Source organism: Agarivorans sp. QJM3NY_25, assembly GCF_050870875.2.
GTDB lineage: Bacteria > Pseudomonadota > Gammaproteobacteria > Enterobacterales > Celerinatantimonadaceae > Agarivorans.
Window position 1 is genome coordinate 4,179,350 of sequence record NZ_CP194041.2, and the last position, 24,217, is coordinate 4,203,566.

General features: G+C 45.5%; 24 protein-coding genes and 1 rRNA gene. 2 read left to right on the forward strand and 23 right to left on the reverse strand.

Annotation, left to right across the window (positions count from 1 at the left end):
* Positions 1-21: 21 nt before the first annotated feature.
* From ACRRSW_RS19040 to ACRRSW_RS19130, 19 genes are all read right to left on the reverse strand, one after another.
* Positions 22-501, reverse strand: a complete 480-nt coding sequence (locus ACRRSW_RS19040) for a prepilin-type N-terminal cleavage/methylation domain-containing protein (protein ID WP_432460153.1) — start codon at positions 499-501, stop codon at positions 22-24.
* A gap of 35 nt (positions 502-536) precedes the next feature.
* Positions 537-1,214, reverse strand: a complete 678-nt coding sequence (locus tag ACRRSW_RS19045; protein ID WP_432460154.1) for a pilus assembly FimT family protein — start codon at positions 1,212-1,214, stop codon at positions 537-539.
* Positions 1,211-1,675, reverse strand: coding sequence for a hypothetical protein (locus ACRRSW_RS19050; protein ID WP_432455983.1), 465 nt, complete (start codon positions 1,673-1,675; stop codon positions 1,211-1,213). The genes ACRRSW_RS19045 and ACRRSW_RS19050 overlap by 4 nt, the downstream gene beginning before the upstream one ends.
* A 19-nt stretch (positions 1,676-1,694) precedes the next feature.
* Entirely contained in the window at positions 1,695-2,924 is a 1,230-nt protein-coding gene (locus ACRRSW_RS19055) for a type II secretion system F family protein (RefSeq protein ID WP_432460155.1), read from the reverse strand.
* Entirely contained in the window at positions 2,924-4,672 is a 1,749-nt protein-coding gene (locus ACRRSW_RS19060; protein WP_432460156.1) for a GspE/PulE family protein, read from the reverse strand. Before ACRRSW_RS19060 ends, ACRRSW_RS19055 begins: the two co-directional genes overlap by 1 nt.
* A gap of 2 nt (positions 4,673-4,674) precedes the next feature.
* Positions 4,675-5,874: a tetratricopeptide repeat protein gene (locus ACRRSW_RS19065; protein WP_432460157.1), complete on the reverse strand. Its 1,200-nt coding sequence runs from the start codon at positions 5,872-5,874 to the stop codon at positions 4,675-4,677.
* Complete coding sequence (locus ACRRSW_RS19070; protein WP_432460159.1) at positions 5,871-6,776, reverse strand: ExeA family protein; 906 nt, start codon at positions 6,774-6,776, stop codon at positions 5,871-5,873. Before ACRRSW_RS19070 ends, ACRRSW_RS19065 begins: the two co-directional genes overlap by 4 nt.
* Positions 6,777-6,785: 9 nt before the next feature.
* Positions 6,786-8,480: a pilus (MSHA type) biogenesis protein MshL gene (mshL, locus tag ACRRSW_RS19075; protein ID WP_432455978.1), complete on the reverse strand. Its 1,695-nt coding sequence runs from the start codon at positions 8,478-8,480 to the stop codon at positions 6,786-6,788.
* Positions 8,481-8,483: 3 nt separating this feature from the next.
* On the reverse strand, positions 8,484-8,822 hold the full coding sequence (locus ACRRSW_RS19080; protein ID WP_432455977.1) for a hypothetical protein: 339 nt from the start codon (positions 8,820-8,822) through the stop codon (positions 8,484-8,486).
* The gene (locus tag ACRRSW_RS19085; RefSeq protein ID WP_432460160.1) at positions 8,815-9,468 is read right to left on the reverse strand and encodes a hypothetical protein; all 654 of its coding nucleotides are present in this window, start codon (positions 9,466-9,468) and stop codon (positions 8,815-8,817) included. Before ACRRSW_RS19085 ends, ACRRSW_RS19080 begins: the two co-directional genes overlap by 8 nt.
* Positions 9,461-10,072: a PilN domain-containing protein gene (locus tag ACRRSW_RS19090; RefSeq protein WP_432460161.1), complete on the reverse strand. Its 612-nt coding sequence runs from the start codon at positions 10,070-10,072 to the stop codon at positions 9,461-9,463. Before ACRRSW_RS19090 ends, ACRRSW_RS19085 begins: the two co-directional genes overlap by 8 nt.
* Complete coding sequence (locus ACRRSW_RS19095; protein WP_432468928.1) at positions 10,069-10,950, reverse strand: hypothetical protein; 882 nt, start codon at positions 10,948-10,950, stop codon at positions 10,069-10,071. The genes ACRRSW_RS19090 and ACRRSW_RS19095 overlap by 4 nt, the downstream gene beginning before the upstream one ends.
* 350 nt (positions 10,951-11,300) lie before the next feature.
* Positions 11,301-13,193: an EAL domain-containing protein gene (locus tag ACRRSW_RS19100; protein WP_432460163.1), complete on the reverse strand. Its 1,893-nt coding sequence runs from the start codon at positions 13,191-13,193 to the stop codon at positions 11,301-11,303.
* A gap of 343 nt (positions 13,194-13,536) precedes the next feature.
* Positions 13,537-14,031 (reverse strand): acetolactate synthase small subunit, encoded by a 495-nt coding sequence (ilvN, locus tag ACRRSW_RS19105; RefSeq protein ID WP_432455972.1) that lies wholly within the window; start codon positions 14,029-14,031, stop codon positions 13,537-13,539.
* Complete coding sequence (locus ACRRSW_RS19110; RefSeq protein WP_432455971.1) at positions 14,031-15,749, reverse strand: acetolactate synthase 3 large subunit; 1,719 nt, start codon at positions 15,747-15,749, stop codon at positions 14,031-14,033. Before ACRRSW_RS19110 ends, ilvN begins: the two co-directional genes overlap by 1 nt.
* 281 nt (positions 15,750-16,030) lie before the next feature.
* Positions 16,031-16,186 carry a hypothetical protein gene (locus ACRRSW_RS19115; protein WP_432455970.1) on the reverse strand — a complete coding sequence of 52 codons (156 nt, stop codon included), beginning with the start codon at positions 16,184-16,186 and terminating at the stop codon, positions 16,031-16,033.
* Positions 16,187-16,204: 18 nt separating this feature from the next.
* Positions 16,205-17,311, reverse strand: coding sequence for an MJ1255/VC2487 family glycosyltransferase (locus ACRRSW_RS19120; protein ID WP_432460164.1), 1,107 nt, complete (start codon positions 17,309-17,311; stop codon positions 16,205-16,207).
* Between the two features lie 18 nt (positions 17,312-17,329).
* Positions 17,330-17,818 carry a phosphatase PAP2 family protein gene (locus ACRRSW_RS19125; protein WP_432455968.1) on the reverse strand — a complete coding sequence of 163 codons (489 nt, stop codon included), beginning with the start codon at positions 17,816-17,818 and terminating at the stop codon, positions 17,330-17,332.
* A 264-nt stretch (positions 17,819-18,082) separates the two neighbouring features.
* Complete coding sequence (locus ACRRSW_RS19130; RefSeq protein WP_432455967.1) at positions 18,083-18,730, reverse strand: short chain dehydrogenase; 648 nt, start codon at positions 18,728-18,730, stop codon at positions 18,083-18,085.
* A 184-nt stretch (positions 18,731-18,914) separates the two neighbouring features.
* On the opposite strand from ACRRSW_RS19130, the gene leuA reads away from it, so the two are divergent.
* On the forward strand, positions 18,915-20,489 hold the full coding sequence (gene leuA / locus ACRRSW_RS19135) for a 2-isopropylmalate synthase (protein WP_432460165.1): 1,575 nt from the start codon (positions 18,915-18,917) through the stop codon (positions 20,487-20,489).
* 22 nt (positions 20,490-20,511) lie between these two features.
* The gene (locus ACRRSW_RS19140; protein WP_432460166.1) at positions 20,512-21,477 is read left to right on the forward strand and encodes a hypothetical protein; all 966 of its coding nucleotides are present in this window, start codon (positions 20,512-20,514) and stop codon (positions 21,475-21,477) included.
* On the opposite strand, the gene ACRRSW_RS19145 is transcribed toward ACRRSW_RS19140, so the two are convergent.
* The 4 genes from ACRRSW_RS19145 to rrf all read right to left on the reverse strand — a co-directional run bounded on the left by ACRRSW_RS19145 (position 21,461) and on the right by rrf (position 24,162).
* Entirely contained in the window at positions 21,461-21,733 is a 273-nt protein-coding gene (locus ACRRSW_RS19145; RefSeq protein ID WP_432455964.1) for a PilZ domain-containing protein, read from the reverse strand. The two genes, ACRRSW_RS19140 and ACRRSW_RS19145, sit on opposite strands and share 17 nt — an antisense overlap.
* An 11-nt stretch (positions 21,734-21,744) precedes the next feature.
* Positions 21,745-23,130 (reverse strand): PhoH family protein, encoded by a 1,386-nt coding sequence (locus ACRRSW_RS19150; protein WP_432460168.1) that lies wholly within the window; start codon positions 23,128-23,130, stop codon positions 21,745-21,747.
* Positions 23,131-23,250: 120 nt separating this feature from the next.
* Entirely contained in the window at positions 23,251-23,907 is a 657-nt protein-coding gene (locus tag ACRRSW_RS19155) for a hypothetical protein (RefSeq protein ID WP_432460170.1), read from the reverse strand.
* Between the two features lie 139 nt (positions 23,908-24,046).
* Positions 24,047-24,162: ribosomal RNA gene (rrf, locus tag ACRRSW_RS19160) — 5S ribosomal RNA — on the reverse strand.
* Between the last annotated feature and the right edge of the window lie 55 nt (positions 24,163-24,217).

The window sequence follows — 24,217 nt, forward strand, 5'->3', positions numbered from 1 at the left end:
CCGAAGCTAGCCCTTAACTCATTAACAGCCATCTGTTGTCGATGTTACATCTGGAGCATCACCAGAGTTTACGGCAGGCGTATAAATCACTTGGCAAGACTTGCCCGTTGGCGGAGTATAATCTGCGGGGACAAAGGTTACTGCGGTATTCACTGCTGGTGTTGAAGGCGTAACAGTCCAATCAGCCAAGGTAACATCTAACCATAAATTTATTTGAGTACTACCAAATGCAGTGCCATCAGGGTAGCCAAAACGGACGGCTACCGCAGGATCTGTCAAGGTTACCGCTGATGATTTCTCTTGTCCTGCAATAGCAGCCTTACTGTATACCAGATTTGCCCCTCCCTTGAGTGCAGCTTCCAAACCTTTGACTGTAGAGGTTCTCGCATCATCAGTGAGATTCAGAAATTTTGGTGCGGCGGTCACCGCCAAGATCCCCAAAATAATAATCACAATCACCAATTCGATGAGCGTAAAGCCTTGTTGTTTCATTGTTTTCATTTCTATATCCTTAGAAAATTATTGATTTAAAATCGTTAGTTAGGAATATTGGTAAATACCCGCCCCGCGGCAGGCTGATAGCTAAAATTATTGGATGATGTTTCATCACTTCCTGGGTTTAAATAACTGCCATCGCTACTTTTTGCCAAGGAATTCACCTGATAAAAGATACAACGGCTGGCTTCTGCTGCACCGGTCACGGTGGCATAATACTTATAGTAATCGCCTTGGGTCGCCACTTCGCTAAAATTGGCGGTAGCTCTTGCTGGATTCTGTAAGATTGCCTCCCATACCTTAATACATTTGCTGCCCGAAATCGTCCCCGGGTCCACTGCCTCGTTGTCACTACTCATTGGATAGCCGGGAGCCACACTGCCATTACTAATTTGCGCCGCTGTTGGCGTGGTTAAATACAGTTGCTGGGCGTCATAAATCACTTTATTTTTACCGTTTTCACTGGGACGGCCTTCGGCTTCCCACTGCGCTCGAGCTAAGGAGACCCCTGTCGCAAAACCACCAGCAACGCCCTCTAAACTTGCGATTTTGGCCTCATCGGTAACATCTAAAAATCGGGGTAAAGCGGTCGCCGCCAAAATGCCGAGGATCACAATCACAATCACCAATTCAATAAGCGAGAAACCACTTTGCTGAGTCCGCAGCGCGCCTGCTGTTGAATATTTCGTCACCTGCCATCCACTCCCATCAATCATCATCGATTTGTCACCAAGCCCTGGCTTGCGTGGTAAATAATTTCACCTTGCGGCGCCAAATGGTAATAACAGCGCTGCTGCTGATACTTGGCCTTGGCTTGCGCTTCAAGACTGAATTCAAAACCAATCATATACCGCCACAATTGCAAACACTGTGCAGTTGAACTCACTTGTGGCCAACCAGCATCATTCATCTCCAGCCTAAAACTATCGACGTCAGCCGCTTGCGGATGCTCTAAAGCTTGCTGATATAAATTTAAGCTTAGCTGCTTGGGTCGCGACTGGGCCAACCACAAACCATGAAACACTCCTAACTGAGACTTCCAAGTTTGCGTATACTCTTCTACAAGCTGTTGTTCTGCATGGTTTATTGTCCTCATTAGGCTGGCTAAAAGCAACCATACAAGCAACAAAACAATGGATAGACTCACTAGCCAACGAAAACGAGCCGAGTGAGAAGACATTTTGCGGTTCTCCCGCTGTCTAGCCACCCCTGACAGCTCGCATCATATCCCACATTGGGGTAAAGATCCCCAGCGCTAAAATCAACACCATCACCGCAACAATACAGATTAAAATAGGTTCGATCCGCGCGGTCAAACTCTTCAAATCATAGTCCACTTCACGTTCGTAAAAATCAGCGGCTTCGGCGAGTAGTTCATCCACTTGACCAGTCTCTTCTCCCACCGAGATCATTTGCAGTACCAATGGCGTAAATAAACCACTCGCGGTGGCGTTACGCAGTAAGCTTTCGCCCCGTTCAATCCCACGCCGCATGTCAACAATCCGCTCAGCCATGAAGGCATTATCAACCGCCGCCGCCACCAGCGATAAGGCTTGGTTAAGCGGAACACCGGCGCCAAGCATCATCGAAAAACTACGCGAGAAACGGGCTAACAATGAACGCTCGATCACCGAGCCCACCACCGGTAAACGCAAGCGGGTTTTATCCCAACGCAGCCGCCCCGCTGGCGTGGCTAAATACCCACGAACCGCAAAAATTGCAGCCACCACTGCCACCAATAACCAGGGCCAATAGTTCACAAAAAAGTTCGAGGTGCCAATTAATATTCGGGTTGCCAAAGGCAGCTCGGCATTAAAACGACCAAAAATTTCGGCAAACTTAGGGATCACAAAAATATTAAGGATCACCATTGCAATCACAATTGCTAAGATCACAAAGGTTGGATAACGCATTGCCGTTTTAATCCGTTTACGGGTATCCATCTCCAACTCAAGATATTGGGATAGCTGCAAAAATGCTTGCTCCAACTGACCGGTATTCTCGCCAACATGCACAATACTAACAAACAACTGCGAGAAGACTTTAGGATACTCCGCCATCGCCGTCGATAGCGTTCGTCCACTACTGAGCGAATCGTAAACGCCAGCCAGTGCTAGTTGTAAACTCTTGCTATGCGCGCTCTCGGCTAAGCCATTAATCGCTCGCATAATTGGGATCCCAGCCTTGGTCAGCGAATACATCTGCCGTGTAAATACCACCAGCTCATCTAATTTGATCCGCCCTTGCCATAGGCCACTTAAATCGAGCGTGCTCAAGCCCTGACCCTTGGCTTTTATTTCGGCAATTTTTATCGGCGTCAATCCCCGGCGAAGCAAACTTTCTGCCGCTGAATTTTGCGAACTCGCCTCTAGCTCGCCATCGATTAAGCGACCACTACTATCACGAACTTGATAGTGGAAAATAGCCATTAGTGGGCCTCGTCCAAATGGCCCACGACCGAACCGTAGAGATCAATTTCTTCCACTAAACGTAACACCTCTTCAACCGAGGTAATGCTTTGCTTCGCATAATCTAGCGCCGCCAAAGAGAGCGGACGGTAGGAAGCAGCGGCTTTGGCCACTTTGGAAAATTCGTCAGGGTTTTCCCGTCGTAAACATTCCATCATTGCTTCGTTTAATTCCAGTAATTCAAATACCCCAACGCGACCTTTATAACCAGTGTAATTACAACTTTGACAACCGCGCCCATGATAAAATTTGCTCTCTGACAAGTTGTCATTGCTCAAATGTTCTAACCAAACCTTCTGTTCCGAAGTTAATGGCTGCGGGTGTTTACAGTTTTCGCATAAACGGCGCACCAAACGTTGAGCAATCACCGCTCGCAAGGAACTCGCTACCAAATATCCTGCCGCACCCATATCAATTAAGCGTAGCGCACTGGTAATGGCATCGTTGGTATGTAAGGTGGTTAAAACCAAGTGACCGGTTAAGGCGCCACGCAGGCCTATTTCTACGGTTTCTTGGTCACGCATCTCCCCGACTAATAAGATATCGGGATCTTGACGTAAAGTGGTCCGCAGAATGCTCGAAAAATCGAGGCCGATCTTAGTGTTCACCTGCACCTGGTTAATCCGAGGCAATCGATATTCCACCGGATCTTCCACGGTGATAATTTTAGCGCCGGGTTGATTTAATTCGGTTAAGGCTCCGTATAGAGTGGTGGTTTTACCACTCCCGGTTGGCCCCGTCACCACAATCATGCCATGTGGGCGATGCAGCTGACGACGAACTCGCTCCATGATGTCTGTGGGCATGCCCGTTTGTTCTAACGAAAGGATCCCTGTGGACTGATCCAGCAAACGCATCACCACCGATTCTCCGGCTTGAATTGGCATCGTAGATACCCGCACATCGATGGAATGACCCCGAACCTTAATATTAAATCGGCCATCCTGAGGGAGACGTTTTTCCGAAATATCCAGGCCCGACATCAGCTTCAAACGTAGTACTAAGGCAGAGGCTATTTGTACTTCGTTGAGCACGCTTTCTTGTAAAACGCCATCAACCCGTTGCCGGATCCGCAATACTTTTTCGTCAGGTTCGATATGAATATCAGAGGCCCCGACCTGCACCGCATCTTCAAATAACGACTGCAGCAATTTAACCACCGTGGTTTCGTTGCTCTCATCATTGGCGGTAACCAAACCAATATTGAACTCATCGCTACTGGCATATTCTTCTTTTAATTCTTGAGCAAAACCTTCAATTTCACGGGTTCGACGATAAAAGCGATCAAAAGCCTCTAGTACTTGAGACTCTCGAACCACTACATATTCAAGCTGATGCGGAGACAATAAACCCGCCAGGGTATCGGTCGCCGAGAGATCAGCCGGATCGGAAATAGCCACGGTTAATACATCAGCATCTTTATGGATCACCAATGCTCTTAAACGTCGAGCATGTACTTCACTCAGCAATACCGCAGCATTGGCATCCACCGCAATTTGTCCTAAATCAACAAAGGGGATCCCTAACTGGCGCGCTAAAAATTCTAACAGCTGAATTTCGCTAATCACACCCAACTCAATCAGCGCTGCGCCCAATTTTTGTCCGGTTTGTTTTTGTTTGGCTAAGGCCTGACTTAGTTGTACATCGCTAATCACCAGTTCATTAACTAACAAGTCGCCTAAGCGCATACGTAATTTTGGTTGCGCCATCGTTATTGCTCCAACTGCCGAATACGGCTGGTGACAAAATCACCGGTTTGACTAGAAAGTTGCCCCATTTGTTCGGCTTGATGATAAGCCGCCAACGCTTCTTTATAATGACCCAGTTTATCGTTGGCAATCGCGTAACCCAGCCACCAACGCGCGCGAGAAGGTTGTTGTTTTAGTAACAAGCGATAACTATCAAAGGCTAACTCGGTTTTATTTAAGCGCTGCGCCAAACTCGCTAACATGGCGTAATAATCAACGTTCCCTGCCACCTCTGGCCGCTGCGCATCAAGGTAGAACAAAGCCTGCTGCCAATTCTGTTGTTGAACAAAGATCCGCGCCAACATCAAACGAAATCCACTATGTTGCGGACTCAGTTGAATCCCCGCTTCAAGTAAGCCAACCGCACGACTAACATCGCCACGACCAAACTGTAAGGCAGCCAATTGTTCGCGAACCGAATGCGCACGAGGATCTAATTGCAAGGCCTTACTAAACTCACTGCGTGCTTGCTCTAAACGTTTGTTATCCAAGGCCTCCATAGCGCGTCGGGTGTATAAGTCAACGCGCTGCTCCAAGCTTAAGGTAATGGGGGTGATTTGCAAACTGGCCGTTGTCGATGCCGTGTCTAACGGCTTCGCTTGAACTTGTGTCTTGTGCGGATCATCAAGCGCAGCAACCGAGCGCGGCGCAAACTTTTCGACTGACTTGCGGGGAATGGCAGCGGATGTTTCTTGGCCGACCTCAGTGGCGACGGACCGACTCTGCTCTGCGGGCTGAACCACGGCGCTTGTTTTCACCGAAGCAGCCTTGATCATCGGCTTTGATGGCATCGCTTCACCAGGCGCGACTAGCAATGAAGGCGTCTCGGCGGCAATACTCGGACCCTTTTCAACGATAGGCAAAGTGACAGCCATTGCGCTAGCAACTGTTTGTAAATTTTGTTCTTCTACTGATGGCGTTACAGACGACTGAGGCCCTGAACTATCTGCTTGAGTCAGCACCTTTACATCACTATCAATATGAATGCTCTGAAAATAACGCAGTGCTAACCAGGCAGCAACGGAGAGAGCGAGCAAGACCACCGCCATCAGTAAGTAGGCTCGTAGACTACGCCCCGAATCGTCCACCAAAGGTGACATACTCTGCGGATTGGTCTGCTGTCGTTTATCTAAATCTTTCAGCATTTGATTAATCACACTCATTGCCTGAGCCCCCACCAGAAAGCAGCGGCAATACCAAGTCCAAGAGTGATGACCAAGCCCATCACCCCCAAACTATTGCGCCTAAAGCTTGCATCCTCGGTATCATCAATCGCCTGCTTCACCATTGCCACACTCACTTGCTGAGCACCTTGCCCATAACACAACATCAATACTTTATGGGCGAGGATATTGATCAATCTGGGGATCCCGCGACTGGCGTCGGTTAACATGTTTAAGGAAGCCGCGGTGAATAATGGCCCTCCGCGATAACCACTCAAATGCAGGCGATGTTGAATATAACTGGCCACTTCATCTTTTTGCAACGCTCGTAAACGATATGAAAAAGTGATCCGTTGCCTTAATTGACGTAATTTGGGGCTCGCTAAACGCTCGTCTAGCTCCGGCTGTCCAAATAAAACCACATGTAATAACTTACGCTGTTCGGTCTCTAAATTACCGAGTAAACGGATCACTTCGAGCGCCTCATCGCTGAGTGCTTGGGCCTCATCAATAAGCAATACAACCGGCCGATCTTGGCTGGCGAACTCTATGAGTCGATGATTCAGCAGTTCCAACAACTGATGAGCTGAACGCTCAGTTTCAAGCATCAGACCCAGTTCACTGGCTAAAGCGGCATGGATTTGTTCAGCGGATAAACTGGGGTTAGGCAAATAAGCAAATTGATATTGCTCGGCCATCTCGTTAAGCAGCTTACGGCACAATAAGGTTTTACCGGTGCCGACTTCACCACTCACTTTAATAAAACCTTCCCCCGAAGCAAGTGCCGTTTCTAAGACCTGAATCGCTTCATGGTGGGGCAACAGCGCTTGATACAGGCCGGTGTTTGGCGTTAAACCAAATGGCGCTTGAGAAAGGCCAAAATACTTAAGATATACCGCCACTAAATCCGCCTAATTATCTTCTGGGTACCATGTATTGAGCAGCTTTTGAGACTTCTTCAGCTCATTCTGCCAAGTTTGTTGTTGCACCACCGTAGGCTGGATTAAAATAATCAGTTCAGTTTTAGAGCTTGCCTTAGAGCGGTTGGTAAATAACTCGCCGAGGCCAGGAATAGAACCAATAAACGGAACCTTGGAGACTAATTCTTGCTGCTTACTACGCATCAAACCACCAATCACCACCACATCTCCAGAATGAGCCTTAATCACCGTGTCCGTCTCGCGAATATCACTTTGTGCCAAGGGTAAGTCCAAACTCCCCATTTCGCTGCCAAAGTTAATCTCTTTACGCTGCTCAACCACATCGGTTACCGAGGGGTGAACATGTAACAGTACTTGACCATTATCATCAATTTGTGGTGTCACATCTAAGGCCACGCCAGAAAAGAAGGGAGTCAGCTCTACGGTCGGAGTGGTTACCGTTGAAGTACCACTAATCGTGGTACTGGAGACATCAGTCACAAAATATTCGTCGGTCCCGACTTTAATCACCGCCTTTTGATTGTTCGAGGCCGTAATTCGTGGACTGGAAAGCACATTCACATCACCTTGAGTTTGCAGCAAGTTGACCACTGACTGGAAGTTACCTTCAGTAATCGTGAGCGCCCCTCCTCCCCCAAGAACACTGCTAATCGCATTACCCGGTAGCTGTGACACACTGTTAAATAAAACCTCGGTCGAGCCGATTAAATCACCCGCGTTGGTCCAATCAATGCCCTGTTGGTAACCATCACTTAAGGTCACTTCGATAATTTTTGCTTCGAGGATGACTTGGCGTTGTAAGTTAGTTTCTGACTGATTCAAGAAAGCCTTAATGGTACGTATTTCATCAGGAAAAGCCCGAACCGTGACTAAGCCGGCTTGGGGGCTCACCACGACCATTCTGCCATCCTCCGCATAGGCTGAAGCGCCATCATTACGGCTATTCAAGCCAATCATGCCGCGTAATGAGTCTTCCAACTCTGACCAAAAGCGCGTTTCAGTTGAAGATTCAATGCGAGTACCATCAAAACTATCGCTACGACTCGAATTGCTATTTGAACTATTTGAACTATTCGAATTGCTATTTGAAGAATTGTTCGAATCACCGCTACTAGAGCCATTGTTACTATCTTGATTAGCCGTAATCCCTCCAGAGCTAATCCGAGTTCGCGTATAGCCATAACGCTCGAGCATCAAATAATTTAGCGGTATGGTTTCAATACGCATCCCCGCAGGGTAAACATGTAACACTTTACCGCGTCGTTGAATATCATAACCATACATATCGGCGACCACATCAATGGTCTCTTTGAGCGTCACCTCTTTCAGCTGAAGGCTTATTTTTCCTTCAACTCCGGGATGTATCGCCACACTTAACGGGGACCCCTGAACTAAGGCAGGAAAAAATGCCTTGGCTTCGACATCACGCGCATTCACATCAAAGCGGTGCTCTGTCTGCAATAAATCATCTTGTTGTAAAGCTAACTCAGGCATCAGTTCCGCCTGAACAGCATCGGGCAAATCTAAAGCAGGTTTAGGTATATCACTTTGCTGCTGAGCTTCCGTGATCGCTTGCTTCGCTTCGCTGGGATTGGGGCGAGGAGTTGTTTGACAAGCATTTAATAGAACTGCCGCCAGGCCTACAAAAATCCATTTCATATACATCTATTACTGCCCCTGTACCACGGAATCTTTCACTGAAACTGTATCGAGTTGAATTCGATATGATTGATTTGATTTCACTAAAACGACATAACCTTGGGCAACGCGAACTAAGCTAAACCCATCAATCTTCTGATTTAATGCCACAAAACGCTGATTAAGAACCGCACCAGTTTGAGAACCGCCCACAATCACCGCCTGCAAACTCGGTAACACTAATGTCGCCTTCGCGATTGTCTGACCCAGCTCACGAGGTGGCGCAGTTGGATCACTTAAACTGTTCGCCCAAGCGACACCTTGTATCATTGTCGCTATCATCACAATAGCCATCATTTGCTTAAGCACTAATAAAGTCCTTATGACTACTTAAGGTGTAAATATCGATAGTAATATTGGCCCGCGGATAAGCATCAACCTGATACTCAATTAATTGCCACAAGAATCGTTGCGGTAAGGCTTCTACTTTTTGTAAATATTTTAATAGAGGAAAGTAGCCCCCCGTAAGTTTAAGCCGGATCCCATGACGATAAAAATTCAAGCTATTATCACTCTCTTCCTCGCGAGTTAATACCGGTTCTGGTGCGATGGAATCTAGCGACAACAGTTGCAAACCTTCACTATGTTGCAGTAATTGTTCTAAAACTTCGGCCATTTCCCCAACTGGAATTAAACCCGCTTGCTGAATAGCCAACTGACGGTCAATCTGGCCAGACTGCGCTCTTAGCTGAGCGACTTGGCGCTGAATCTCTGCATTGGGATCTTCAGCGAGTTTACGCTGACTATAATCGATCTGTATTTGGTTTTCTTTTAACTCGGCACTCAGTCGAATAAACGCTGTCTTAGCCTTAGCTTGCTGCAAGCTCATTGGTTCTAACCAGAAATAATAAGCCGGAAAACTCAATACCACGAAACCCGAGATAAGGATTAAGGCTCGCTCTCGTAAACTTAAGCTGGCAAAGCGCTGTTGCCATTGCTGCCAACGCTCAGTCATGCGCCCCCCTCAAGTCAGGCTGAAGTTCGGCGGAAGCACTCAAACTAAACTGTAATTGCTGTTGCTCATCGCGCTGAATCGTTAAAGCCGAAAATTGTCGTTTAGCCAGTTCCGGATAATCCTGAAACTGCTTTAACCACTTCGGCACGGCATCACTAGTTGCTGACTGACCGCTTAATGCCATGGTGTCACCTTGAATATAAATGCGACTCAACCAAACCTTATTATCATGGATCGAGGCAAGCGCTCGCAGCGTCGCTGAAAATCCTTTATTGGTATCAGTCTGATTTTTTAAACGCTGTTGCAGCAAACGCTTCAATTTTAATTGTTGCTGTTGTAAGGCCGAGTCGCGCTGTAAGTCTGGGTTTAGCGAGCGAGCTTCGAGCGCCTGTTTTAATGTGCTCAATTCCTGACTTTGTAAGGTCACTAATTGTCGCTGCTGGCTCGCCTTATCAATCGCGATTTGAGTTTGCGTTTGCAGCCAAAAACCATACGCTATCAGCACAATCCCAAGCACGAACCAAAGCAGTATGCTTTGTCTTAATGACACTCGCTCCTTTTGTGGGTGAAACTCCTCGGTATAGAAGTTAATTCTGGTTTTCACGACAATACCCCAGCATCAAGTCCGCCAAGCACTGGTAAACGATAGTAATGTTCGCTCTCGCCAATGGCATCCAGAGACAATAAATTCACTTTGGGCCCCAGGTTATGTTGCAATTGAACGGCAATTTCGTCACAGAAACGGCTCGGGATCGCTAATTGAATCAAACTCACTTCAGGCAGTTTGAGAGTCGCACTGATGTAGTCAATGGAACGCTGCAATTCAAGGCTTAAACTATCAAAAAAGTTTTGCGTAAACTCTATCTCCTGCATTCGACCTAAACTAGAAAATGCTCGCAGCTGGCGACTAAAGCAGATCTGACCTTGACGCACCACGCTTAATTCAAGATCACGCCCCTTGGCTTGCCACAGCAACATTTGACAACGTTCATTGGCTTCCAACAAGTTCGCGGTTGCAATGCTTTCGATGGTGATCCCTTGAAGCTTCAGTCCTTGTTCTTTAGCTAAAGCAACTAATTGGCGAATAATCGGTTTACTCACACAAACCACATTCAGCTTTTCTGCAGTCATCGGTGCAACTGGTATTTGGTAGTAATCGACCACTAATTCTTGAACTGGTTCCGCCACCATATCCTTAATGGTCCAAGGAACTGCATCCGCCAGCTCCTCTTGCGCGACATTAGGCTTTTCGACTTGAAACTGCTGATAGTGCTGATTGCCCAAAACAAATACAATTTGATGCTCGTTGCCAATGCCAGCCTCTTTACATAAAGATGCAAAAACTTCAGGCCACTGCTCTATGGAAGTCACCGCCTTCTCAAAAATCTGCTGCTGTTGATTGGCTACCACCACCAGATCAGATCGCATATAGGCGCTGCTACAAAGTTTGCTTTTTTTGCTTCGCCAAAATGCTAAGTCCATCGTATATTCCCATCGCCCGCTTGCGCTTCTATGTCTCAATTTAGTCTAAACTTTTCTTTTATTTTTGAAAGCATTGGCTAACAAATATGTGCTAGTTCTCCAGATAATAAGCCCTTAAGTCCGGTTTCTCTTTCAAGATGTTTACCGAGGATTTAGCAAACCTTGATACAAGACAGAGCTTGGGTAATATTAGCATTCAACTTTAGCTGAACATAAGATCTGGAATATAAAGCCCAAACCTAGCCAGAAAACTAAACGAAGCGTAGTTTATGGCTATTTTATTCCCAGAAACGATTCAATGATATTCACTTCGCTCGGCACTTCAAACTTAACTCAGGGCCTAAAATGAATTAAATCGCTTCCGGTTTGGAAAATAAAAAGCCCTGCACGCAATGAATACCTAGACGTTGTAATACTCGCCACTCTTCGTTGCGTTCAACCCCAACAGCGATCACTTTCACCCGACCCGCACAACTGGCGATAATAGAGCTTACCGCTAATTGATTGACCTGACGAATTTGAATATCACGCACTAAGCTGGTATGTAACTTTAAATACTCCAGTGTAAGCTCACCAAGGTACTGGGTACTAACGACTTGCTGACCAGCCCGCTCTACAGCGAGTTTAATGCCCTTTTTATTGAGCGCTTTGAGCCTAAGCATCTGGGTATCATTTAACTGAGAGAGTTGAATTTCGGTGAACTCTAAAATCAGCTTTTGACACTCTCTAGCTGGGCGGTCAAAAATCCATTGCAATAATTCGCGCATCACCGACTGTTTGATAACCGTTGCAATATTTAGATTCACACTAATCGGATCACTTGAGAACCTCACTTGTTGCATCGCAAAACTGAGCGCATGATGGTCAAACTCGGCCTGTAAACCACTTTTCTCTGCCCAAGGTAAAAATACACCGGCATTAATCACTTCCCCTTGATAATCGGTGATCCTCGACAACAGCTCTTGATAACACACATCACCGTCTTCATCATATACCGCCTGATGATAGTAATGCAGACCATCATTACTCAGGACATGCTGTAACAAGGTTCGCCAGCGAACCGAGCCCTTTCCTGTTTGAGTTGAATTCAACTTACGAGAGATGACATGCCAAGCATTATGACGTTGCATCTGTGCCACACGCAAAGCGTCTTCGGCTTGTTCAATGACCTGTTGTGCACCATCCCCATATTGATAACCAGCAATACCGATATAGAAAAAGTCATCGGCATTAACCACTTCTGGCAACGCAATCCGCTCCAACAATTTTAAAATGCCAGCAGCAGTATCTTCCGCTTCATCCAAAGTCGACAGCGGTAATAACAAAGCAAAGGCATCACCACTATAACGAGCCAAATTCACTTCGATATTGCGTTGCGTATATTGTTTTAAAACCTGGGCGCTTTGCTGCAAAATAGCGTCACCTTCACTACGCGCGTACTGGTAATTTACATCGTCCATACCGCGCAAATAAATCAGCAGCACTGCACCCGTGTGGGCATCAGCGTCGGTAATTTCGGCTTCCAATTGATTATAAAAATGAGTGCGATTAGAGAGTTGGGTGAGTTCATCAACAAAGGCATTATTACGAATAATACAATCAAAACGACTCCGCTCTTGACGCGCCTCTATCAACTCGGTAATTAATTGTTCCAATGCCTTGCTGGCTGCATTCGGCCACTCTTTTGCACTGCCAACTTGCGCATCTCGCAAGCGCCCAGCCAAGATGCGATTACCTCGAGTCTGTAATAACTCTGCGCCATGCATGATATTTTTCAACCAACGAAATACCACAACCAAGCCCAGGGCAACAATCACTAAACCGCCACCAATCCCAAGCATGGCCTCCGGCTCATAAGTCAATTGCTTAAACGGTCGTTCCACCCAGATTTGTACGCTGAAGTCAGGGTGAGCCACTAAAGGATAGCGGTAAGAAATTAAGCGATTACTGTTCCCCGTATAATTTAGTTCACGAAAGGTATAGAGCACACCACCACGATTAGACACTTCTAAAGCCTGAATATTATGCGCTCTTAACCAACTGGGTAACCACTGCGCAAATTCCGGAGTATCGGGTTGTACACTTAACTGACCATCAATCACTTCTACAACGGAGTGCAATTGCTGTTGTTGTTGATTGAAGGCTAACTGACGAAAGGTTAATCCACCACCAAGTAATACCAACAATACTGCAACCACGACGCAGCTAATGGTAAAAATAATAATCCGATTGGAGAATTTCATGCTTGGTGTTCCTCACCATCTAGGCCGTCGATTTACCATCCCTTAACATCAACAAGGCCTGTTGGTCTCTGGAGGTCAGTAATTTTTGTTCAAGTCACTGCTTTTTAAGCATGAAGAAAAGTTTGCCACAGCGTAAACCAAATCAATACTTATCAATTTCCTTTCAATAAGAAAACAGTCGCGCCTTCGGACGGAACTCGTCGCCCATCAATGCAACATTTACGGTGATCCGTATCGATAGAACACATCAGCTTCTAGAGTATATCAGTTATTCATCAAGGAGTTGTCTGTACAAATAAAAAAGACCAGCCAAGGCTGGTCTTCAACCTAGAATTTAAGCAAGCTATGGGCGTAGCATACGCTCACCACGGCTAATACCACATACGCCACTTCGCACCACTTCTAAGATTTCGGTGGATTGAGACAGGGTCTTCAAGCAAGCGTCTAACTTGGCACTGTCACCACTAAGCTGCATGACATACAGACTCGGAGTCACATCGACAATTTGCCCGCGGAAAATATCACAAGTTCGCATCACCTCTTCTCGCAGACTACCTGCGGCTCGAACCTTAACCAACATGATCTCGCGTTCCACATGGTCCGCTTCGGTAAGGACCGATACCTTAAGCACATCAACTAACTTGTTTAGCTGCTTGGTAATTTGCTCAATTGTATTGTCATCACCAAAGCTACAAATACTCATTCGTGACAGAGTGGGATCTTCGGTGGTAGATACCGTAAGTGAATCGATATTAAAACCGCGCTGTGAGAATAAACCAGTTACTCGAGATAAAGCACCGGCTTCATTTTCTAATAAAACTGAAATAATTCGGCGCATTATGTTCTCTCCGTTTTACTTAACCACATATCTTTCATCGCTTCGGTTTTAATTTGCATCGGATAAACATGTTCTTCTGGATCAACTAAAATATCCATGAATACCACCCGATCTTTCATCGAAAAGGCTTTTTCCATTGCAGCATCTAGCTCATCAGGATGGTTCACTTGGATCCCTACATGACCATAAGCCTCGGCCAACTTCACAAAATCAGGCACCGAGTCCATGTAAGAGTGAGATTGGCGACCATCGTAGAACATTTTCTGCCACTGCTTCACCATACCTAAAGAGCGGTTATTAAGAGATACAATTACAACCGGCACATTGTACTGCAAGCAAGTCGACAACTCTTGAATGTTCATTTGAATCGAACCATCTCCCGTCACACAGGCGACGGTGGCGTCAGGGAAGGCAAATTTAACCCCCATTGCCGCAGGAAAGCCAAAGCCCATCGTTCCCAAACCGCCGGAGTTGATCCAACGACGCGGTTTATCAAAAGGATAATAGAGCGCAGCAAACATTTGATGCTGACCAACATCGGAGGCGACATAAGCCTCGCCTTTGGTTACTCGGTACATCGATTCAATCACTTGCTGTGGTTTAATCAAGCTATCGCTTTTTGCATAAGTTAAACATTCACGAGCACGCCATTGTTCAACTTTTACCCACCACTGTTCAATCGCATCCGCATCATTTTTTGCGCCCGTTTCTTCGATCAAATCAAGCATTTGATTGAGTACCGCATCTACCGAACCAACGATTGGAATATCAGCATGCACTGTCTTCGAAATTGAAGTGGGATCAATGTCGATATGCAAAATAGTGGCATTAGGACAAAACTTAGCGACATTGTTGGTCACTCGGTCATCAAAGCGAGCGCCGACGGCAAAAATTACATCGGCATGATGCATGACCATATTCGCTTCATAGGTGCCATGCATCCCCAACATACCCAAAAAGCGAGGATCAGTTGAAGGAAACGCACCTAAACCCATCAATGTTGAAGTGACAGGCACATTCAGCAAATCGACCAGTTTACCGATCTGTTCACCAGCATCGGCAGTAATCGCACCACCACCAATATATAAGACCGGTTGTACGGCCTGATACAGAGCCTTAACGGCTTTCTTAATTTGTCCTTTATGGCCAGTCAGCGTCGGATTATAAGAGCGCATACTCACTGACTTAGGGTATTCATAAGGAAATTTAAGTAATGGATTTTGCACATCTTTTGGCAAATCAATCACCACCGGACCAGGACGCCCTGTGGCAGCGATGTAATAGGCTTTCTTAATTGCCGCTGGAATATCTTCAGCTTTTTTGACTAAAAAGCTATGTTTGACCACTGGTCGAGAGACACCGATCATGTCAGTCTCTTGGAACGCGTCTTGGCCGATCAAAGTGGTTGGCACCTGACCCGATAAAATCACCAACGGAATTGAATCCATGTAGGCTGTGGCAATACCTGTAATCGTATTCGTCGCGCCAGGGCCAGAAGTCACAAGCACGGTACCAACTTCTCCAGTTGCACGTGCGTAACCATCGGCCATATGGACCGCGGCCTGCTCGTGTCTAACCAAAATATGCTCAATATCACTGCTATCGAAGAGTGCGTCGTAAACATCTAGTACTGAGCCGCCAGGGTAACCAAAAATATGTTTAATACCCTGATCTTGCAAACAGCGGACGACCATTTCGGCGCCGGATAACTTCTCCATGTTCAAGCCTCCAGGCTTTATTTATTGTCATTGTGGGATAACTTCATTGTGTTGCGGAAAATGGGACATAAAATCCAGCCTTCCAAGGCTAGCACTGTAACGTTTCTTGCCCCCTAGCGTCTACGCTTTTGTCTGCTCTTTCTGCGGTTTTCGGTGGCAAATCATATAAATTCTTCATCCCTTACTAGGCAACAATAAGTTGATTAACCTAAAATAAAAACAAAAAACCAGACAGTAATCTAATACCATCTGGCCTCTCAGTACGTAAGATAAGTTGTTTTTCAATTTATAGCATCATGCTCTTCCGTTAACCATATTTTTTGCTCGGGATCCGTATCCTCACTCAAAGAAATACTGACCCCCATATCATATAATTCTTGAATGGTCATATTATTGGCTAATTCCATGACTTCGCCGTCTTCATTAATGAAACGCATCTCTCTCTCCTCGTAGCACTAACCCCATACTTTTATTTTAGACAATGTATTCTCGCTTGCGGTTTTATCTTGGATAATATTTGTCATCATCTGTTGGCTGCTCGCAGGATAACTCACTTGCCGCCACATGGCGCTAGCCATTGATGACAGTTCAAGCCACTCTCCAGACTGAATATATTCCGCTAAAATGGCCGCAACATTGGGATAATGGACAGGCTCAGCTTGCTCCTGCTGCAACCAAGCATCCAATTGATAAGGGTCTAAGCTATCGGTTACCTGAGCCAAATTTAGGCTTTGTAGAGTATAAGCATTACTCTGCTGCTCAAACTGGCCGATCAGTGGTTTCACTAATAGTTTTTTACCTGCAGCCATTGCTTCAGATGGCAACTCAAACCCTGCATTACAAAATACCCCGGCGCAGGCACTCAAATGAGAGAGAAAAGTCTGCCTAGCGATGGGTTGAAATTGAATATTCTCATCTTCACCTACATGGCTGATATCTGGATGAAAACAAACAAACTGATAAGTACTAAAACGACGCAGTAATAGTTTGATCTGTGCTAAAGATTCAAAGGGTAAATACACCAGTATCTTGCCATGATTACTAATATTGCTTAAAGGCTCGACTAAAGGCGGAATAATAGGCTGCTGGTTATCACACCAATGTACACCAAGGTTATACTCACAAGGTGCAAAGTAGCGGATCAACAATTGATTCCAATAGCTCATTTGTTTACAGGGTACATCGTATAAAAACGCAGCTTGATGAGAGATCGATAAACTCTTCAAGCCTTGTTGCTTCGCAGCCCAAGCACTGACTGGTTCAAAATCATTGATCAGTAGATCATAAGCAGATAAATCTAAGCCCGTGACATCCTTTCTAAATTGCTTGAGCGATAAGTTTTTTAAGGTCTCCCAACGATCAATCTTACCGCCATGGTGATAAAAACTAATCCCTTTCACGGCGCGATAATCATCAAACTCTGGTACTTCTGGCAATGCTCCTACTCGTCCAGACATCAGCACATCGAGCTTAATACCACGCTGCTTCAACGCAGCACAAAGTAGCCTAGCGCGTGTAATATGACCATTACCAGTACCCTGGACACCATAAAGAATTCGCATCGTTGTCATCACCTAATTCTAATTTATGCTACTTACAATCAGCAGACCCAAACCAGCGCCAGCAACCACATCACTAATAAAATGAACGCCAAGCAATACCCGGGAACAGGCGATTAAACTCGCCCAGGTAAATGCAAACATCCCCCATGTAGGGAACACCTGAGCGATACAACTCGCCATCACAAAAGCACCGGCACTATGCCCTGAGGGAAAACTGAAACGATCGGAAGGGCGAATAAACACTGGCAGCGCTTGCGGCCGGTCACGACGAAACACTTGCTTAAGCAATAAATAACACAACAACTCCAAGGCGTAAGCGGGTAGAGATAAACTGATGAATGCTTCGGCGTGGGAGGTGAAAGCAATCACGCCTGCAAATAAGGCGTAGTAATAACCATCTCCGGAATGTGACACAATTTTAGCCAAACTAGCGACTTGCCGATTAAAGCGATGCCCTAAACAGCTAGCTGATATGGCGTAATCCCACTGGTGTAATCGTTGTAACATAGCAAGCTCCATCCATGAGTTTTAACTCCAGACTGAAGATATTGCTTTACCGGGAAATGAACATAGTTTGACAAAACGATGACAAGAGACCTACAGTTGACAATAAGCACAATAAAATAAGCATTCTCTCGGTAGTAACGCGAACAACAAGTTTCTACTGGGGCCATGCTCACAGCAAGAAACGAAAAACGAAGCGATCATTTAGCTGAATAACCCGGCTCGCCCATCCAACCAGTCCGATTGATTCGAATCAACAACCAACGATTAATACAGCGCCTCACCTTGGAAGATCTGCTTTTGCTGCGGTGCTGTATCATTCGCATGACGCAACATACAACGGGCAAGGCTGTTGGCAGAAGTGCCTCGCCACGCCCTAAATGGAGAATACTGAGCACGAAATAGCGGTTGTAACACCGCAACCAGTTGTTCCGAAGTTCTTGGTTCCCGACGTTGACCCAGTAAAGGCCCTGGGCGAAAAATCATTAGCCGTTTAAACAACAAATGCGTGAGCGCTTGTTCTAGTTCGCCTTTGATTCTTAGATAATGAAAAACAGATGCAGGATTCGCCATGCGACTGGAAATTAACAAACAATCTTCAATACCATTGCGCTTCGCCGCAATCGAAAAATCTAGCGGTAACTCGTAATCAATCTGTCGCATTGCCGCTCGGCTCCCTGCTTGACGCAAAGTCGTTCCTAAGCAGATAAACAAGCTATGCCCTTTAATCTGTGATTGCCAGATGGGCAGTTGGGTAAAATCGACTACATGTAGGTCTAGCTTCGACGAATTTAGATCCATCGACCGGCGACTAAATACCTTCACCTTTGCCCATTGCGGATCAGCGAGTAACTGTTTAACCAGCGCCAATCCGACGAGGCCCGTGGCACCGATCACGATAGCAGTTTTATTCAAATTGTTACTCCATACTCAATGCTGCTCAAAGAGATTAGTTGAATTAGATGTTAGCCAGTAAGATGTGGGCTTGCTAAAATAGCAAAACAAGATTGCATGGCCAGCTAAGCGAAAAAAATAATAAACCGTAATAACGGTCCATGCTGTTACGCAAACACCACTAATCATAGACAAGGATTAATGAATGTCAGACCTAGTCAAAATTTTTGATACGACGCTACGTGATGGCGAACAGGCGCTCGCCGCCAGTTTAACCGTGAAAGAAAAGCTACAAATTGCTTTTGCCTTAGAGCGTTTAGGTGTCGACATCATGGAAGTCGGCTTTCCTATATCCTCACCCGGTGATTTTGAATCAGTGCAAACCATTGCGCGCGAAATCAAAAATTCCACGGTATGTGCTCTGTCTCGCGCCCTCCCCAAAGACATTGATGTCGCAGCAGAAGCGTTAAAAGTCGCCGAAGCCTTCCGCATCCACACCTTTATTTCGACTTCAACCGTACACGTCGAAAGCAAACTCAAGCGTAGCTTCGATGACGTATTGGCGATGGCTGTATCCGCAGTCAAGCATGCGCGAAACTATACCAATGATGTTGAGTTCTCCTGCGAAGACGCGGGACGAACCCCGATCGATAATTTATGTCGCATGGTCGAGGCGGCAATTAAAGCCGGTGCCACGACGGTCAATATTCCTGATACCGTGGGCTACACCGTCCCCAGTGAGTTCGGCGGAATCATCAACAAGCTATTTAACCGAGTCCCCAATATCGACCAAGCCATAATTTCTGTTCACTGCCATGACGATTTAGGGCTCTCGGTAGCCAACTCCATTAGCGCCATTCAACAGGGGGCACGACAAATCGAATGTACCCTAAATGGAATAGGTGAACGAGCAGGTAACTGTTCTCTAGAAGAAGTGGCCATGATCATTAATACCCGAAAAGATCAACTGGACGGCCTTCGCACCAATATTAAGTCACAAGAAATTTACCGTGCAAGCCAACTGGTAAGCCACTTATGCAATATGCCAGTGCAAGCTAATAAGGCCATTGTTGGTAGTAATGCCTTCTCGCACTCTTCCGGGATCCACCAAGATGGTATGTTGAAGAACGAAAATACCTACGAGATCATGACCCCTGAAAGCATCGGCTTAAATAAAAATAGTCTTAACCTGACCTCTCGCTCTGGTCGCCATGTGATAAAACACCGAATGCAAGAGTTAGGATATAACGAAACCGACTACGATCTCGACGAACTCTACGAGAGCTTCTTAGGCTTGGCCGACCGCAAAGGTCAAGTATTTGATTATGATCTTGAAGCTCTCGTCTTTTTTAATAACTTACAAGATGATACCGAGTTCTATCGGTTGGACTACCTAAGCGCTCAAAGCGGCTCAGATGTGGTCTCAACTGCAACAGTGAAACTGGTCGCAGGTGAACACACATTCCTAGAGGCATCCACTGGAAACGGCCCCATTGATGCCGCATATCGTTGCTTACGAAAAATTACCGGTTACGATATAAAAATAGATGACTACACCATCGAAGCGGCGGGAGGCGGTACCACCACTGCAGCCAAAACAGATATAAAAGATGCTTTAGGGAAGGCTGATATTGTTGCGAACTATCAAGGACGTAAATATCATGGCATGGGACTCGCGACCGACATTGTCGAAGCCTCAGCCAAAGCTTTTGTGCATGTTTTGAACCACATTCATCGTGCCGAGCAAGTCGCGAAACAAAAGCAGTCTAGACTAGGCTAATAAAAACCACACTGGAGAAGCAATGCACAAAACTTGGCTATGGCTATTGATCTTCTCCAGTATTTTGACGCCCTTGAGTCAAGCCAAACAATTGCTCTTCGAACGTAAGCAAAGCCATTATCAATATTTATGGCAAGATCACCAAGGCCAAAAACAACAACTACAGTTCGAACTGCTCGGCTACCCGATTCAACTGACTAAATTCATCCAATACCGACCCAAACAGGCACAGCAATATATTTTAAATAAACTCAAACCAGAGTTGGATAAGCTCGATCCTAAGCAGGCAAGGGTTAGCATAAGTAGCAGTCATAACCAGTTCAGTTTTCAAATACAAGGCTATGACCAAGTCTTCATTGACCAGCTAGTGGCGCAGATCAACAGCCACAGTGACAAGTTCTATCAAGACTATCTACAGCAGCAATATTTTATTGAACAAACCATCAGTGATAGTAGCACTGCAATCATGCCTGATCACAATCGATTCGCGAAAGAGAGTGCGAAGTATCTAACAAGTTGGCTCAACAGTAGTCTCAATGCCATCAACAAAGACCCAGTTCCGCTGAGAGAGATAACTAATTACTTACTGAGTTTTGTTCAATCGATCCCCTACAATCAACTCCGTTCGAAAGATAATCTACGCGGAGCTGGTTATCTCACTCCCATTCAAGTGCTGCGGAATAATCAAGGAGACTGTGATAGCAAAACCACGCTACTCGCCAGCGCGTTGAAATATTTATATCCGCGCTTGGGGGTCGCTATTATCTATGTACCGAACCATGCCTTGCTCGCCTTAGGTATTCCCCCACGAGCAAACGATGAAACGGTAAACGTTGCGGGAAAAACCATGGTTTTAGCCGAACCAACAGGCCCAGCCTTGTATCCACTCGGTAAAGTTGCCGACAGCAGTGCGCAAGCCATACGCTCGGGGATCTACAGCTACCAGCGCATGGATTGGGTGCCGCCAAAATTTAAGAGAGAGAAGTAAACTCTATCGCATAATCAGCACTACTATTAGCACGAACCACTTTTCCTTTGGCGGAAAATGGTGCCACACCTTGGCCACTCAGAGCAACTTCCACCTCATCACCAAGTTGCAGTGTGAGGTCTTTGACGCTAATCCCCATACCCGTTGCACTTAAGTCTTTACACAGGCCAGCATAACTATGCTGACCCACCCAAATCTTGAGCTCTGCATTAATCAACATACGATGAAATGCGCGCTTCTCCGCTTCTCCGATCATTGCCTTACCTTCTATAGTTTTTCTTCAGCAAACGAGGCTAAACGGCTCCTCACTACACCATTTAAGTAAACGTTCGCGCTCCCTTCAAAATCTTTAAAACGCTCTACGATATAGGTTAAACCGGACGTAACTGCCGATAAATAATTACTATCGATTTGCGCCAGATTACCACAGCATACCAATTTGGTGCCCTCACCGCAGCGGGTAATAATCGTTTTCAGCTGGGAAGCTGTCAAATTTTGACACTCATCCAAAAAAACAAAGGAATTTTGAATGCTGCGTCCGCGCATAAAGTTCACCGACTTGAACTGAATATTAGCCTTTTCCATAATATAACTCATCGAACCTGACATCGATTCATCATGCTTATGTAACACTTCCAGAGTATCCGTGATAGCGGCTAGCCATGGTGCCATTTTCTCCTCTTCAGTACCCGGTAAGAAGCCAATAGACTCGGCGATTTCAGGTGTATTACGAGTCACGATAATCTTATCGTAAATGCCTTTCTCAACAACCATTTCCAAGGCTGCTGCCATTGCCAGTAGAGTTTTACCGCAACCAGCTGGCCCAGTCAGAATAACCAAATCTATCGTCGGATCGAGTAGCGCATCAAAAGCCATTCCTTGATATATATTCTTAGGATGAACTCCCCAGGCGTGTTTGCCCATTAAGCGTTCATAGCCCAAATCAAGCAACTCAGTCTTATCTTCGGTCTTACTCATAACCCGCGCTGCGAAGCTTTTCGTATCATCGATCAAGTATTGATTCACATAGCAAGGCCCAACAATTTCTGTATCAATCACATGATGAGTATCACGTCCTTCAGAGCTACTATCACAATCCTTCACTCGTCCCCAGAAACTACCTTCAAATTCAACGAAGCCTTTAGCTAACAAACGAATATCATCAATTAATTGATCCGTACGATAATCTTCAACATGTTCGAGCCCAGCCCCTTTGGCTTTAAGCCGCATATTAATATCTTTGGTGACCAATACAACTTGGCGAGACGCATGTTTTTGTTGCAAATAGATCGCCGCATTAATAATCCGGTTATCCGGCTCATCAGCCGTAAAGTTACGCTGTTCTTTTTCTAAGGTATGATCCGCAAAAATAGAGATCTTACCATTGACTTGATTATCAGCATCATTTTTAAGTTCTACACCATGAATAATCTGTTCTGGAGTAGCTGAAGCGAACACATCTTCCAAGGCCCGGATCGCCACCCGAGCATCACGAGCAACATCTTTTTGGCGATCTTTGATCCGGTCCAACTCTTCTAACACCGTCATCGGGATGACAACGTCATGTTCTTGAAATGAATATATTGCGAGGGGTTCGTGCAGCAGCACATTGGTGTCGAGGATGAATAGTTTACTTGAGGAATTATTTTGCATATTTGCCCTCCATAGGCCCATATCCGATTTAACAATCGTGCAAACCTTCAATCTCAGGCTAATTCATCCGGATCGGCTTTACAAATAAATCCTTTACAACCGTCATCAACCGCTCAAAAATCAACCAAGCCAACCGTTTATGATTCTATCAACTTTGTGCCAATAAGGTACTTCGTCGTCACTAGCTTTCCTTAATTCAATATCAACTTTACCTTGTGTAGCCCTCTTGGTTTCAGCTGGAACTTGATTGTTTTGATAAGAGAACTCTTCGACTAAGTTTTTTCTGAAGTTCTCATTATCTACATCCCCAGTCATAATAACTAAGTATTTTGCACCATCTAACATTTTCAATGGAAACCAACCCGCTGCGTAATAAGAAAGTAATGACTGCTCTATATGCATTCGTACAGTAAGCGCCTTAATCGGCTTGTGGTGTTCGTCCAACGCTATGAATACTGGAAGAAAATACCGGGAACCTAATAAACCGTCCCCTGAGATGTAAGTTTTAATTTTTAAATATTTACCTTCTAATTCAGGCAATTGATAGGCTTTAAAAAAACTACGTTTACCAACGAATTCTTTAACATTAGAATTTGGGCCAAACTTCAATGAATGCATACCGAAGGTTAATTCTTCAAAGTCCATATCAGCATAAGAAGAGCAACAAATAACCGCTTCTTCTAATTCTAGTTTCCGAGATTCTTCAGTAGAGGCACATGCGCTCAGGAGTAAAATTGCACTAACCATCATAACTGTTGAGAAAAGTTTAGCCTTCATAGAAATCCTTTTGTGAGATTAGTGTATTACTCAATTTCACATACTAACATTTATCTCAACATATTGAAAAATTTGGAGTTTAAACTAAATCGCAGGCAATAAAAAAGCCCTCGTCGTCAGACGAGGGCTTAGTATAGGCGCCTGGCAGTGACCTACTTTCACATGGGGAGACCCCACACTATCATCGGCGCAGTTGCGTTTCACTTCTGAGTTCGGCATGGGTTCAGGTGGTTCCACAACGCTATTGCCACCAGGCAAAAACTTGTTGTCTTTAACATTCGAAAAAACTGATATATCCCACGAGCATAAC

Bases quoted from the DNA above. Each gene is read 5' to 3' on its own strand.
- ACRRSW_RS19050 (WP_432455983.1), bottom strand. From the start codon at position 1,675: ATGTCTTCTCACTCGGCTCGTTTTCGTTGGCTAGTGAGTCTATCCATT.
- ACRRSW_RS19045 (WP_432460154.1), bottom strand. From the start codon at position 1,214: ATGATGATTGATGGGAGTGGATGGCAGGTGACGAAATATTCAACAGCA.
- ACRRSW_RS19155 (WP_432460170.1), bottom strand. From the start codon at position 23,907: ATGAAGGCTAAACTTTTCTCAACAGTTATGATGGTTAGTGCAATTTTA.
- ACRRSW_RS19115 (WP_432455970.1), bottom strand. From the start codon at position 16,186: ATGCGTTTCATTAATGAAGACGGCGAAGTCATGGAATTAGCCAATAAT.
- ACRRSW_RS19140 (WP_432460166.1), top strand. From the start codon at position 20,512: ATGCACAAAACTTGGCTATGGCTATTGATCTTCTCCAGTATTTTGACG.
- ACRRSW_RS19055 (WP_432460155.1), bottom strand. From the start codon at position 2,924: ATGGCTATTTTCCACTATCAAGTTCGTGATAGTAGTGGTCGCTTAATC.
- ilvN (WP_432455972.1), bottom strand. From the start codon at position 14,031: ATGCGCCGAATTATTTCAGTTTTATTAGAAAATGAAGCCGGTGCTTTA.
- mshL (WP_432455978.1), bottom strand. From the start codon at position 8,480: ATGTATATGAAATGGATTTTTGTAGGCCTGGCGGCAGTTCTATTAAAT.
- ACRRSW_RS19065 (WP_432460157.1), bottom strand. From the start codon at position 5,874: ATGAGTGTGATTAATCAAATGCTGAAAGATTTAGATAAACGACAGCAG.
- ACRRSW_RS19120 (WP_432460164.1), bottom strand. From the start codon at position 17,311: ATGCGAATTCTTTATGGTGTCCAGGGTACTGGTAATGGTCATATTACA.
- ACRRSW_RS19145 (WP_432455964.1), bottom strand. From the start codon at position 21,733: ATGATCGGAGAAGCGGAGAAGCGCGCATTTCATCGTATGTTGATTAAT.
- leuA (WP_432460165.1), top strand. From the start codon at position 18,915: ATGTCAGACCTAGTCAAAATTTTTGATACGACGCTACGTGATGGCGAA.
- ACRRSW_RS19060 (WP_432460156.1), bottom strand. From the start codon at position 4,672: ATGGCGCAACCAAAATTACGTATGCGCTTAGGCGACTTGTTAGTTAAT.
- ACRRSW_RS19110 (WP_432455971.1), bottom strand. From the start codon at position 15,749: ATGGAGAAGTTATCCGGCGCCGAAATGGTCGTCCGCTGTTTGCAAGAT.
- ACRRSW_RS19085 (WP_432460160.1), bottom strand. From the start codon at position 9,468: ATGACTGAGCGTTGGCAGCAATGGCAACAGCGCTTTGCCAGCTTAAGT.
- ACRRSW_RS19100 (WP_432460163.1), bottom strand. From the start codon at position 13,193: ATGAAATTCTCCAATCGGATTATTATTTTTACCATTAGCTGCGTCGTG.
- ACRRSW_RS19095 (WP_432468928.1), bottom strand. From the start codon at position 10,950: ATGGACTTAGCATTTTGGCGAAGCAAAAAAAGCAAACTTTGTAGCAGC.
- ACRRSW_RS19125 (WP_432455968.1), bottom strand. From the start codon at position 17,818: ATGTTACAACGATTACACCAGTGGGATTACGCCATATCAGCTAGCTGT.
- ACRRSW_RS19150 (WP_432460168.1), bottom strand. From the start codon at position 23,130: ATGCAAAATAATTCCTCAAGTAAACTATTCATCCTCGACACCAATGTG.
- ACRRSW_RS19040 (WP_432460153.1), bottom strand. From the start codon at position 501: ATGAAAACAATGAAACAACAAGGCTTTACGCTCATCGAATTGGTGATT.